General features: G+C 58.5%; 11 protein-coding genes. 5 read left to right on the top strand and 6 right to left on the bottom strand.

All coding sequences use genetic code 11. The annotated features are described in order from the left end of the window. Nucleotides 1-9 precede the first annotated feature (9 nt). Together BA177_RS05745 and BA177_RS05740 are read left to right on the top strand one after the other, a co-directional pair. Complete coding sequence (locus BA177_RS05745; protein WP_082989901.1) at nucleotides 10-753, top strand: queuosine precursor transporter; 744 nt, start codon at nucleotides 10-12, stop codon at nucleotides 751-753. A gap of 53 nt (nucleotides 754-806) precedes the next feature. Then, nucleotides 807-1,613, top strand: a complete 807-nt coding sequence (locus tag BA177_RS05740; RefSeq protein ID WP_068614047.1) for an SAM hydrolase/SAM-dependent halogenase family protein — start codon at nucleotides 807-809, stop codon at nucleotides 1,611-1,613. A gap of 133 nt (nucleotides 1,614-1,746) precedes the next feature. On the opposite strand, the gene BA177_RS05735 is transcribed toward BA177_RS05740, so the two are convergent. Both BA177_RS05735 and BA177_RS05730 read right to left on the bottom strand, forming a co-directional pair. Next, complete coding sequence (locus tag BA177_RS05735; RefSeq protein ID WP_068614043.1) at nucleotides 1,747-3,429, bottom strand: glutamine--tRNA ligase/YqeY domain fusion protein; 1,683 nt, start codon at nucleotides 3,427-3,429, stop codon at nucleotides 1,747-1,749. A gap of 91 nt (nucleotides 3,430-3,520) precedes the next feature. After that, the gene (locus BA177_RS05730) at nucleotides 3,521-4,009 is read right to left on the bottom strand and encodes a Fur family transcriptional regulator (RefSeq protein ID WP_068614040.1); all 489 of its coding nucleotides are present in this window, start codon (nucleotides 4,007-4,009) and stop codon (nucleotides 3,521-3,523) included. A 124-nt stretch (nucleotides 4,010-4,133) separates the two neighbouring features. On the opposite strand from BA177_RS05730, the gene thrS reads away from it, so the two are divergent. From thrS to BA177_RS05715, 3 genes are all read left to right on the top strand, one after another. Next, nucleotides 4,134-6,056, top strand: coding sequence for a threonine--tRNA ligase (gene thrS / locus BA177_RS05725; protein ID WP_068614038.1), 1,923 nt, complete (start codon nucleotides 4,134-4,136; stop codon nucleotides 6,054-6,056). A 256-nt stretch (nucleotides 6,057-6,312) separates the two neighbouring features. Then, nucleotides 6,313-9,156 (top strand): TonB family protein, encoded by a 2,844-nt coding sequence (locus BA177_RS05720; RefSeq protein WP_068614035.1) that lies wholly within the window; start codon nucleotides 6,313-6,315, stop codon nucleotides 9,154-9,156. Nucleotides 9,157-9,278: 122 nt separating this feature from the next. Next, nucleotides 9,279-9,944, top strand: coding sequence for a TetR/AcrR family transcriptional regulator (locus BA177_RS05715; protein WP_068614032.1), 666 nt, complete (start codon nucleotides 9,279-9,281; stop codon nucleotides 9,942-9,944). Nucleotide 9,945: 1 nt separating this feature from the next. Here the strand turns inward: BA177_RS05715 and BA177_RS05710 are convergent, their stop codons facing one another. The 4 genes from BA177_RS05710 to BA177_RS05695 are packed head-to-tail and all read right to left on the bottom strand — an operon-like array spanning nucleotide 9,946 to nucleotide 12,931. Continuing rightward, nucleotides 9,946-11,010, bottom strand: a complete 1,065-nt coding sequence (locus BA177_RS05710) for an XdhC family protein (protein WP_068614030.1) — start codon at nucleotides 11,008-11,010, stop codon at nucleotides 9,946-9,948. A gap of 54 nt (nucleotides 11,011-11,064) precedes the next feature. Next, entirely contained in the window at nucleotides 11,065-11,865 is an 801-nt protein-coding gene (locus BA177_RS05705) for an FAD binding domain-containing protein (protein WP_068614027.1), read from the bottom strand. Nucleotides 11,866-11,869: 4 nt separating this feature from the next. After that, nucleotides 11,870-12,349 (bottom strand): (2Fe-2S)-binding protein, encoded by a 480-nt coding sequence (locus BA177_RS05700; RefSeq protein ID WP_068614025.1) that lies wholly within the window; start codon nucleotides 12,347-12,349, stop codon nucleotides 11,870-11,872. 27 nt (nucleotides 12,350-12,376) lie between these two features. Next, complete coding sequence (locus BA177_RS05695) at nucleotides 12,377-12,931, bottom strand: SRPBCC family protein (protein ID WP_068614022.1); 555 nt, start codon at nucleotides 12,929-12,931, stop codon at nucleotides 12,377-12,379. Nucleotides 12,932-13,122: the final 191 nt, after the last annotated feature.

The raw sequence follows: 13,122 nt of genomic DNA, 5'->3' as shown, positions 1-13,122 counted from the left end.
TGATTTTCGATGTTCCCCGAAATGCTGGTCCGGTTCTTCACTGCGCAGCAGGAACTGCTCTGGCTGACGACATTGCTGGTCGATCTCGGCTGCACGGTGATTCTCTACCGCCTGTTCGGCAAAGCCGGCCTGCAAGTAGCCATTGCTACCGCCATTATTCTTGCAAACCTCAGTGGCCCTAAGCTCACAGAGATTTTCGGCCTGCAAACCAGTCTTGGGGTCATTTTCTATTCCAGCATCTTTTTCGCCACCGACGTACTAAGCGAAAACTACGGCCGTGCTGAGGCGAACAAAGCCGTACGGATGGGCTTTGCCGTCAGTGTGATTGTGTTGCTGATGCTAAGTATCTCGCTGCTCTACCAGCCTACGACCGACCCGAAATCAGCGGCATTCTCGCTTAGCATTCATGACTCCTTTATCACGATAGTCAATTACACACCGCGATTTGTGTTCGGCTCACTACTCGCCTATTACGTCAGCCAAAGTTTCGATGTCTGGGCATTTCACCGCATCAAGAAGGTCACTGGCGATCGCTGGCTTTGGCTGCGCAACAATTTATCGACGATGAGCTCGCAGGCGATCGACACAGTCATCTACTCGCTCGTCGCCTGGTGGGGCATCGTCGACCTGCAAACAGCACTGGCACTGGGTGCCGCCAAATACATCCTGAAGATGGGTATCGCCGCGATCGACACCGCCTTCATATACTGGGCCCGCGCCAGCTTCAGGCGCCGCGAGGCCGCGCTGTCCTGACCCGACGACGTTAGCTATGATGCCGTTGTCGCAACGGCTTCGGGAGTTCAGTGATGAGTCAGTTCAGACCCGCCGGCGTAATTACCATTACCACCGACCTGGGTCACAAAGGCCCGTTTGTCGGTGTGATGAAAGGCGTCATTGCCACCCGGAACCCGAGCGCCAACGTCATCGATGTCACTCACGACATACCCGCCCACTGGCCGCCGGAAGCCGGCTTCTGGATCAGCCGTGCCTACCCGTATTTCCCGCGCGGCAGCATACATCTGGGTATTGTTGACCCCGGCGTCGGAACTGAGCGGGACATTCTTGTAGCGGAAATTGACGGGCACTTGTTCATAGCACCGGACAACGGCTTGCTTGCCACGTTACTGCCACGCGCGAACTCCATTCGAAAACTGGATCTGGAAGGCCTTGCGGGACTGCATCTGCCCGCCCCCAGCAGCACCTTCCACGGCAGAGATATTTTCGCGCCCGTTGCCGCTGAACTCGCGGCAGGAAACGTATTGCCGGAAGATACGGGCGCCGAAACGAAGGACTGGACACCGGGCTGGCTGGATGAGCCTGAAGTCAGCCACAATCGGGTCAGCGGCGTCATCGTTACCATTGATGCATTCGGCAACCTCATCAGCAACGTCGATGCCAGGCTGATTGACGGCTTCCGGTCTCCCGAGGTCAAGTTATCGGGCCGCCGGTTCCCGATGCAAACCACCTACGGCCGCGCAGAACCCGGCAGCTACCTTGCGCTCATCAATTCTTTTGGCGTTGTCGAAATCGCGCGGGTTGAGGGCAACGCTGCAGAGCACCTGGGCAGTGACCGCGGAGCGCCGTTGATCATCACGGATCTTGGCACTGGATGAGCAATCGCAGTCAGCGATGACTCACGATCAGTTGCCTCGGCCAGACGCTGGCGGCAACACACATCGGCACGCACTACTGGCACGCACAATCGCAACGGTCGCCCAGCGGACACGGCCAGTTTGGGCTGAGCCGTTACTGACCCGCCAACGCCTGCTTTTCCAGCTTTGCCCAACCGTCGCGCAAGGTGACGATGCGATTAAAGACCGGCGCTGTGGCTGAGTGATCAACACTGTCCGGACAGAAATAACCTAACCGTTCAAACTGAAACGATGACCCGCCAGGAACGTCTGCCAGCGACGGTTCCAGCTTCGCACTAACGACTTCCAGTGACGTCGGGTTCAGCACTGCGTGCAAGTCTTCCGCACTGCCAGGCTCCGCCACCGTAAACAAGCGGTCATAGAGCCGGACCTCCGCAGTAACGGCATGCTGCGCCGATACCCAGTGTATGGTTCCCTTGACCTTTCGATCGCTGCTGCCGGTGCCACTGCGCGTGTCTTCGTCGTACGTACAATGCAATTCCACCACATTGCCACTTGAGTCCTTGATGACGTCGTCGCAACGGATGATATACGCCGAACGCAACCGCACCTCGCCACCGGGCTTCAACCGGAAGAATTTGCGCGGCGCATCTTCCATGAAGTCATCCTGCTCAATATAGATTTCGCGACCGAACGGTACCGTGCGAGTCCCGAGTTCCGGGCGGTTCGGGTGGTTCATCGCTTCGAGATTTTCAACCCGACCTTCCGCGTAATTGGTCAACACCAGTTTTAACGGTTTCATTACGGCCATGCGTCGTTCAGCTTCCTCACCCAACTGTTCGCGAATGCTGTTCTCGAGCAACGCCATCTCGATCAGGTTTTCTTTCTTGGTGACACCGACGCGCTTGATAAAATCGCGGACGGCGGCTGGCGGATAGCCACGCCGGCGCATCCCGGCAAGGCTCGCTACTCGCGGGTCATTCCAGCCGGACACAATATTATCTTCAACCAGCTGATTGAGTTTGCGTTTACTGGTCAGTGCATACGCGAGATTGAGGCGCGAGAACTCGATTTGTTGCGGCCGACGTTCCGGCGCAAGTTTATCAAGAAGCCAGTCGTACAGCGGCCGGTGATCTTCGAACTCGAGTGTGCACAGCGAGTGAGTGATACCTTCAAAAGCGTCGGACAGGCCATGCGCGAAATCGTACATTGGGTAGATGCACCACTGATCGCCGGTACGCTGATGGTTCAGATGCCGGATTCGGTACAGGGTCGGATCGCGCAGGTTGATGTTCGGCGAAGCCATGTCAATTTTGGCGCGCAACACGTGCTCACCGTCGGCGAATTCTCCGGCCCGCATGCGGCGGAAGAGGTCCAGGTTTTCTTCGACACCGCGGCTGCGGTGCGGGCTGTCTTTGCCCGGCGATTTCAGCGTACCGCGGTATTCGCGGATTTCATCGGCGGAAAGACTGTCGACGTAAGCGTCGCCACTGCGAATCAGCGACTCGGCCACTTCGTACAAACGCTCGAAGTGATCCGACGCGTGCGACAGATTCTCACCCCAGTCGAAACCCAGCCAACGTACGTCGTCCATAATCGCTTGCACGTATTCTTCGCGTTCCTTGCCCGGGTTGGTATCGTCAAAACGCAGGAACGTTGAACCACCGTTCTCCGCGGCGACACCGAAATTCAGGCAAATGGACTTGGCATGCCCTATATGCAAGAAGCCGTTGGGCTCCGGAGGAAACCGGGTTACGACCTTGCCACCGTGTTTACCACTGGCTTGATCGTTGGCAATGATTTGCCGGATGAAATCTTTTGGCGTTTCGCTGGTCATGGGAATCTATTGGGTTGCGAGCATAAAGCACGGGATTGTACGTCAATCAACTGTTCAGTCGGGACTATTCTGCGGCGAACGGCCGCCCCACTCAGTTGTGGCCGGCACTCCTGCACTGGCGACAAAGGCCCTGAATCTCGAGCATTTGGTGCACAGCGGAAAAGCCGAGGTCGCCTGCCTTCTGCTGGACCAGCCGATTGATGTCCTCATCATCAAGCTCAGCGACCGAGCGGCAGCTACGGCAAATCAGGAACTGGCCGGTATGCGAACTCGACGGATCAGGGCAGCCTACAAACGCATTCAGCGAGTCCAGGCGGTGGACAAGGTCCGCTTCAATCAAGAACTCCAGCGCCCGATAGACAGTCGGTGGCGCTGCCTTTTTGCCACTCTGGTTAAGCGCATCGAGGATGTCGTAGGCACCGATGGGCTTGTGGCTGGCCCACACCAGCTCAAGAACCTGGCGGCGAGTGGCGGTAAATCGCAGCCCACGCTCACGGCACAGCGCCTCCGCTGTATCGATGGCGCCCGATACGCAGTCTTCATGGTCGTGCGGCGGCGGTGGAATTCGCGGCATACTCATTGGCGGGTCCGAGCAACAGGATTGCGGGATTGTACCTGAACGAAGCGGCTTCTGGATTAGCCAGCCCCGACGATTCGGGTACAATAGCCCGCTTTGAATTCCGCGCGAACGACAGGCCCCACCGATGCTCACTATTGAATTGCCCGACGGCTCCCGGCGTGAATACCCGACTCCGGTGAACGGCGTCGATATCGCGTCCTCAATCTCCCGCAACCTGGCACGCGATGCCGTGGCGATCCGGGTCAACGGCGAACTCCGCGATCTCAATCGTGAGCTCGACTCGGACGCGAAGGTTGAAATAGTCACTCGCGAGAGCGAAGACGGCCTGGAGCTGCTGCGTCACGATGCCGCCCATGTTTTGGCGGAAGCGGTCAAAGAACTTTGGCCCGACACCCAGGTCACCATCGGCCCGGCTATCGAGAACGGCTTTTACTACGACTTTGCCCGTGACGAACCGTTCACCACAGAGGACCTCGAAATCATCGAGGCCCGTATGCACGAAATCGTAAAGCGCGACGAGAAAATCGAACGCGAAGTATGGACGCGCGACGACGCGGTGGCCTTTTTCCGGCAACTGGGTGAAGAATACAAAGCACAGATCATCGAAGATATTCCGGCCGGCGACACACTGACGCTCTATCGACAAGGTGAGTTTGTCGATCTGTGCCGCGGCCCTCACCTGCCGTCAACCGGGCGGCTGGGCAAAGCATTCCGACTGCTGCGCGTATCGGGTGCTTATTGGCGCGGCGACGCAAAGAACGCAATGTTGCAACGGATTTACGGCACGGCCTGGGCCGACCCGAAACAGTTGCGCGTTTACCTGACGCAGCTGGAAGAAGCCGAAAAACGCGATCACCGCCGGCTCGGCAAGATCATGGATCTGTTCCACTTCCAGGAAGAAGCACCTGGCGCGGTATTCTGGCACCCGAAGGGCTGGCGCCTGTTTCAGAACCTGATCGAGTTCATGCGACAACGACAAACAGCGGCAGGCTATGAAGAGATCAACACGCCGGAACTGATGGATCGCAGTCTGTGGGAAACCTCGGGACATTGGGAAACGTTCGGCGAGCATATGTACACGAGCGAAACCGAAGACGGGCGCAATTACGCCATCAAGCCAATGAACTGCCCCGGGCATGTACAGGTCTTCAAGCAAGGCATAACCAGTTACCGCGACCTGCCGTACCGGCTTGCCGAGTTCGGCAAGGTGCATCGTTACGAACCGTCGGGCGCCCTGCACGGCATGATGCGTGTACGTGCATTCACTCAGGATGACGCTCACATATTCTGCACCACTGAGCAGATCACCGAAGAGTCGGTTGCTGTCTGTGAGCTGATACTCGGCATCTATGCTGATCTTGGTTTCGACAATGTCATCGTGAAATTTGCTGACCGGCCGGAAGTCCGTGTGGGCGAAGACAAGGTCTGGGATGCGGCCGAGAACGCATTGAAGAAGGCACTGGAACAGTCTGGACTTGAGTACAGTTACAACCCGGGCGAAGGCGCATTCTATGGCCCCAAACTGGAATTCGTACTGCGCGATGCCATTGGCCGTGATTGGCAGTGTGGCACACTGCAAGTTGACCTCAACATGCCATCGCGACTGTCGGCGACGTACATCGGCGAAGACGGCCAGAAACACACACCCGTCATGTTGCATCGAGCCATCTTTGGCTCGCTGGAGCGTTTCATTGGCATTCTGATTGAACACTACGCAGGGAATCTGCCTTTGTGGCTGGCGCCGACCCAGGTCAAGGTTCTTACCATTACCTCTGACGCGGATGACTATGCCAGTGACGTGGTCAAACGTCTGCGCGCGGCAGGCATCAGTGCCGAGGCAGATCTCCGCAACGAAAAAATCTCCTACAAAGTCCGCGAACACAGCGTCACCAAGACGCCGGTCCTGCTGGCGGTTGGTCAGCGCGAAGTCGAGGAACAAACCGTTGCCGTACGCCGATTGGGCTCGAAGCACCAGAAAGTGGCCAGCCTGGACGACGCGATCGAGACGCTGCTGGCCGAAATTGCCAGCAGAGGCCGCGCAGCCTGACACACACCACTGGCCGCCGGGCTCTCCGGCGGCCAGTGGCTGCATGACGCAATGCCCACCGCCAGCGGCGGCCTCGGTATCGCTGTCAACCCCCGCGCGCCAGGAAATGTGAACTGGCTACTGTGGCATTGTGCTGCGTGTCACAAATTCAGTACTCCGACCGCGCCATGTCGCAATTACTGCGATTCCCGTGGCTATACTCAACGCTCGGAAACAGACGTTTCCTCATTAAACATAACTCCCCCGGAGGTCTGTCGTGGCGTTGGAGCAATTCAGAACACAGGTGCTGTTGCTGCACAGTGAACAAGGAACACTGGACACACTCGGCGCTGGCTTCAATGACCGTTACTCCGTGCATTTCGCCACCAGCGGCTCCGAGGCCCTGACCACGTTGGGCGAGACGCCCATCCATATCATCGTCTCCGCGCAGGACCTGCCCGGCATGAGCGGGCTCGAAGCATTACGCGAGGCCAAGAAACGCTCGCCGGATACCGTGGGCATTCTGCTCGCCGGCAGCGATAACGCTGATGGCCTGGAAGCATTGGTCGGCGACCAGGAAGTGTTCCAGATCGTACGCGGCGCTGTGGAACCCGATGCGCTGCTCAAGGTAGTCGAGAACGCAACTCGCCGGGTACGCATGCTCACCCTTGCGAAATCGGCGAATGACACAGCCGCCAATGTCGATGTTTCGGCGAAGCTGGATGTTTCCTCTATGGAACCCGAAGGCGAGCATATCGTCATGGAAACCGCCGAGAACGGCACGACGATCATCAGCGATGGCACCGGGCGCATGCCGGCGCTGAAGCCGGAGAAGATTCAACTCAATCCGCAATCCCGGGGCCGCAATGTTGATGTTCTGGTTCTCACCAAGGATTCCGAATTTCTCGATACGATACGTGAGTCTTCAAGCGGCCTGCACAAAGTGCACCATGCCGCCACAGCCCAACAAGCGCTGGATGCCCTGGCAGCGCACCCCATAGGCGTACTGGTTACAGATGCCGCCATCACCGGCGGCAAGATCGAACTTCTTACGCAAAAGCTTCGGCTCAGTCAGCCACGACTCGTCGCCATCGTCGCCGGCCGTCGCGATGACGGTGAAATGCTGATGGACCTGATCAACCGTGGCCAGGTCTATCGATTCCTGTTGAAACCAGTGTCACCGGGTCGGGCCCGCCTTGCTGTAGAAGCATCCGTTAAGCACCACCTGGAAGCGGCGGACGCTGCCTTCAAGAGCGCCGCCGCCAAAGGTGCAGCAGCGCCAGCAGCCGCCGGCAACAAAGCGGCACCACCCGCACGTCCAACGACACCGCCATTGACGTCCGCGCCGGCTGCCACAAAGCCAACGGCGCCGCCAGCGGCGGCAACAGTAGCTGCCACGCCCGAAGTACCCGTTGCCGCAGAAACTCCGGCGACGGGTGAAGACCACGTAGCTGACGAGGCAATGTTCGCGGACGTCGAACGGGCCCTGACTGAGACCGGCAGCCTCAAAGCAACGGTCGCCGAGATGACAGCGACAATCGGTCGCGCCAAGTCCAAAGCGAGAAGCAGGAGCCGGCGGTTCGTACCCATTGTCGCGGCCACGGTTGTCGTTGCCCTGATCGGCATTGCCGGTTGGTTCTTTGCCGCTACTGACGACGCACCGACCACAGTCGTTGAGCCGCCCGTCAAAGCGGCAGTACCTTCAGTGACGGAATCGGACCTGCCTGCCGCCATCGCGGAGCCCGTTCAAGCCGAACAGCTTCCGGCCAGTCAGCCCCAAGTCGCGCCGACACCGGAATACGTCGCATTGCTGGACAACGCACGATTTGCGCGCGACTCGGGACGGGTTCTCGCCCCGGCCGGTGACAATGCGCTTGAGTGGTACGTCGCCGCACGCGCGGCAGCACCCAACAATGCGATGGTTAGTGACGAACTCGCCCAGCTGGTCGAGCAGGTAATCGGCATGGCCGAAACGGCCCTGCTTGAAAACCGGGTTGCCGACGCCGAAAACGCACTGGCAATGATTGCACTCGCCAGCCCGGACAACTCGCGGCTGGCCTTTTTGCAGGCGCAACTGGCGCAAACACAATTGCGCATCACCCTGGACAATGCGCGTGAGGCGATCCGCGAGGCACGATTCGAAGACGCCAGCCGGCACCTGGCACGTGCGGAAACACTGCCCGGGGCTGACGTCACTCAGATCCAGCAACTGGCAAACGACCTTGCCGCAGCGCGCAGTGCGGCGCGCGTTGAAGACACGCTGGAGCTAGCGGCTCAGCGTCTCGCGAACGATCTATTGACTGCGCCATCCAATGACAATGCCCGGTACTTCTACGAGCTCGCGCTGTCTAACGATCCGGACAATGCAACTGCACAACAAGGCTTGCTGGTGGTTGCGAGCAAACTGGTTTTGAAAGCGCGTGCGGCGATAGACACTGGCGCTCTGGATATTGCGGAAACGTACCTGAATGACGCCCGGGCTCTCGCCCCGAACAGCGAAGAACTGCAAGCTTCGGAAGCAGCACTGCAAAACGCGATCAGCCAGCAAGCGGAAGCAGAGCGGCAGGCCGAAGCCGCCCGACAAGCCGCGGCTATTGAAGAAGAAGCCCAACGAGCCGCAGAATTGCGCCGCAGGGCAGCAAGTTCTGCAACGCTGAGCTCCGCAGGTCCGGCGAGTGACGGGGCGAATGAAATCACTTCAACGCCTTCCGGCACGCCGCAACCGTCAGCGCCGGCCGCAACAGACGGCAGCGATTCAACGGCCCCCGCCATTAACGGCAGCGCGGTCTCCCGCACTGCGAATCAAAAGCCACAAGCGACGGCGGCTACCGGCAACCCGGAACCGGTAGCCGTGAGTCAACTGACCCGAATCAACTACGTAGCACCGAAATACCCACGCAGCGCACAGCGCCGAAGTGTGACCGGCTGGGTTGATGTCCGCTTTACCGTAACCACTACCGGCAGCGTTACCGACCTTGAGATCATAGACTCCACGCCCGGCTCGATTTTTGATGAAGCAGCCGCTGATGCTGTCGAACAATGGCGCTTCGAACCAGTCATCGAAAACGGCCGCGCGGTACCAAAACGCGTCGCGGTACGGATGTCATTCAGCATCGAATAAACCGGCATTAGCGTAACGCGCAAAAGCAAGCGCACGATCAGCGCGCTGTCGCGAACCAATTGGACCACCGCTACACTTCCTTATACCCTAGGGATCCGGTTCAATGGTCAGAGTGACTAAAGGTGAGTACACAGAACGACAAGGCGCAGCCAAAACGACCGCGCCGCCAGCAACAGCGCAGTATCCTTACAAAACAGAAGCTGCTCGATGCCGCCTTGCAGGCATTCGCCGAGAACGGCTTTAAAGGTACCTCCACACGTGACATCGCGGAACGCGCCGGTGTCCACCATCCCTTGATCACGTACCATTTCAAGAACAAAGAAGAACTGTGGCGTGCGGCAGCCGATCGCGTATTCGCCGGCTTTATGCAGGTACTGGAAAACGCTCAGTCGCAAGCAGCAGCTGAACCGCCGAGGGAACGCATGGCGATGTTAATTCGCGCCTACGTGCACTATGCAGCAGACCACCCGACGCTGCACAAAGTGTTGTTCCAGGAGTCCAGTCACAGCAACCCACGTCTGGACTGGTTGATCGATACCTACATGCGGCCACTTTTCGAGGTAGCCGCCACCGATCTGAAAAAGCTGCAGGAACAGGGCCTCGCACCCGCCGGCAACCCCGCGCTGTTGTTCAACATGATTCGCGTTTCTGCAGGCGCCGTGCTCGCACTGAACGTCGAATTGAAGGAATCCAGTGGCGTGGATCTGGATGACCCCAGAAACGTGGACATGCTGGCAGACATGATCGTCAATATTTTCCTGCCAACCGGCAATCCGCGCACCGCGTAATTCAGGCCTCGTCTTGCATCAGCACCTGGTGCATTTCCGCGACGATAGACAAGGCAATTGACGCCGGGCCCCGTCCGCCGATATTGAGTCCCGCCGGTCCGTGTACCCGGCCGGCCAATTTGGCTCCGGCATCCCCGAGATCGTGTAGCAATCGTCGACGGCGCTCGCGTGGACCCAATAAACCGATGTACGCCAATGTCGACTCCGCGAGCAACTCAAGGTAGCTACGATCCGTCTGCAAATGATGGCTCATGACTATGGCGGCGTCGTAGAGCGAAAGGTCCAACTCAGTAAGCAAGTCACTGGCCGCGCAGTTCAGTACCCGGTCCGCGCAACTGAAATTGCCTTTCTCTATATACGCCGGCCGGTGATCCTGAACGGTAACTCTCCAGCCCAGATCACTGATCAGGCGAACAACCGGCTCCGCGTCCAGGCCGGCGCCCAGTACCAGCACGTTCGGCGGCGGCCGCAGACTAGCGAATAATACGTCCACAGTGCTGTCACCACGCTCAAACGTTTGGCGATACGAGCGACGAGTTCGCAGCACGGTCTGCATACCCGTTCGCAGCCAGTCCGCAGGCTCTCCTGCATTGATTTCCTGCAAGGCGTTTATCCCGGAGATCACTTCCGACATACCCGCCTGGAAATCACTGCCGGTTGAACTGAGTACGGTGGCCGCCGCACCCAGTTGCAGGCTCTCGTACACCTCCGCCATCGCGGCGAACGGTTGGTAACTGTTTGCACTGGTCAAAGGTTGCAGAAAAATCCGCATCAGCCCATCACAGCCCACGCCCAACCCCCAGAGTTCCTCGTCGTTACTGCCGAGGTCATAGCTCACCTGTTGTGGCGTGCCTGTCGTCAGTACTTCCCGCGCGCGGTGCGCCAGATCGCCCTCAAGACAGCCACCCGACAACATGCCCTGAAAGTTGCCTTCGGCATCGATCAGCATCTGGGCACCGGCTTTGCTGTAAGTCGACCCTTCGGTTTCGAAAACCGTCGCCAGGACCAGCGCTGCATCTGCACGTCGCCAACGCTCGAACGCACGGAGCAAGTGCCGCGGGCTCACTGTTCAGCCCTGCAGTGGAGTATTTGCGTGTCAGGTCGTCGCATCGTGCACCGGTCAATCATGGGCAGAGGCTGCGACCGCGCGCGCGGCCATGACCCTAACCAGATGCGCACGGTATTCCGCGCTGGCGTGCATGTCACTGTTAAAGGTGTTCGAGTCGACAGCAATACCTTCCAGAGCAGCCGGCGAGAAACGATGCCGCAACGCGTGTTCCATGGCCTCATAACGAAAGACACAGCTCGCTGCACCGGTAACCGCGAGCCGCACGGTCTTATCGTACTCGGCCACCATGACGCCAACAACGGCGTATCTCGATGCCGGGCTTGGCAATTTTTGGTACGCCGCGCGTTTCGGAATCTCGAAACGCACGGCGACGATAATTTCGGTTGGCTCCAACGCCGTTTCAAACATATCTACGAAGAACGTGTCGGCCGCGATCTCGCGCTGATCGGTAACGATAGTCGCATTGAGGGCAAGTACTGCCGCAGGATAATCTGCCGCAGGATCGCTGTTCGCAATCGAACCACCCAGGGTTCCCCGATTCCGCACTTGCGCATCGCCTATGCCAGCGGCTAGTTTCGCGAGCGCAGGTAACTTTGTTTGCAGTACTGTATCGCGCGCGACGGCTGCGTGCGTCGTCATTGCGCCGATCTCCACCGTATTGCCAGCACCCCGCACACCGCTTAGCTCAGCGATGCCAGCCATGTCGATCAATTTCGATGGTTCGGCCAAACGCATTTTCAACGTCGGCAGCAATGTCATGCCACCTGCCAGCAGAGTTGCTTCGCTATCAGCAGTCAGAAGTTGCTTTGCTTCGAGCAACGAGTGTGGGCGGACGTACTCGAAAGCGTGCATACGCTCAGCTGACTCCCGATGCCATGTCACGTGCCGCACTACGAACAGCCCGTACAATATTCTGATAGCCGGTACAGCGGCAAAGATTGCCTTCCAGCCAATTACGAATCTCGGTATCGCTGGGGTCCGGGTTGTTTCGCAGCAGGTCCAGCGCGCTCATGATCATGCCCGGCGTACAAAATCCGCACTGCAGTCCATGCTGTTCGTGAAACGCTTTCTGCAGCGGATGCAATTCGCCGTCTTGCGCCAGTCCCTCGATCGTCACTACGTCTGACTGCTCCACTTGCATCGCCAGGATCGTGCAGCTTTTTACCGACTGACCGTCCACATGGACGACGCACGCACCACATTGACTCGTATCGCAACCAATGTGAGTGCCGGTCAATTTCAGGTGGCTGCGCAGCATGTCCACCAGCAATGTCTGCGGTTCAACAGAGACACTGACCGGCGCACCATTCAATGTAAATTCCACAGTCTTGTTCATGCCGAAATTCTGCCGCTGGCCTGCTGACTAGCCGAGTACGAAATACAGCATCAACAGCACGACGATGACCGCAATGACCGTGACGTAGTACGGTCTTGATGTCGGCACAGTTTGTCCTTCAGTATTTGCGGTCGGCTCGACCGTACCCAGTTGCTTCGTCAAATTGCTGAAGAACTCATCTGCCGTCTTGCGCGTTGCTCCTGCAACCAGCCGTGACCCGACCTGCGCCAATTTGCCACCGACTTTAAAATCTGCGGAATATTTTAGATTGGTCTGGCCATCGCCGGTATCGTCTAACGTCACGTCTGCGCTGCCGCGGCCGAACCCTGTTGCGCCGGCTTTTGCATTGCCAGACAGCGTGTAGCTCTCAGGCGGATTCAGATTCTGCAATTCGATGTGAGTCTTGAACTTTGCTTTTACCGGTCCAATGACGGCGGTTACCATGGCCCGCATTTCAGTGGCTGAAATCTGCTCAATGGCCTCGCAGCCGGGAATACAGGATTGCAGCACCTCCGGGTCATTAAGCGCTGCCCACACGCGCTCGCGACGTGCATCGATCCGGTACTCGCCTGATATATCCATGAGCCACTCGTGCCACTGTTCGGGCCGCTAATATACCATCGCGACGGCACTTGCCGAACCCGCCGGAAACAGATCTGCCTATTGAGTGCCATCAGCTGAAGTGCGCGGTGCGGGGCAAGCAACCCGCGCCGGCCGGGCTCGCACGCCGGGTTTTGCATCACCGTGGAACGGGCCGGTCCCCTGACCCGTTC

The sequence above is a fragment of the Woeseia oceani genome (assembly GCF_001677435.1).
In the GTDB taxonomy this organism is placed as follows: domain Bacteria; phylum Pseudomonadota; class Gammaproteobacteria; order Steroidobacterales; family Woeseiaceae; genus Woeseia; species Woeseia oceani.
Note: the sequence above shows the minus strand (reverse complement) of the source record. Positions and strands in the feature narration are given on the sequence as shown.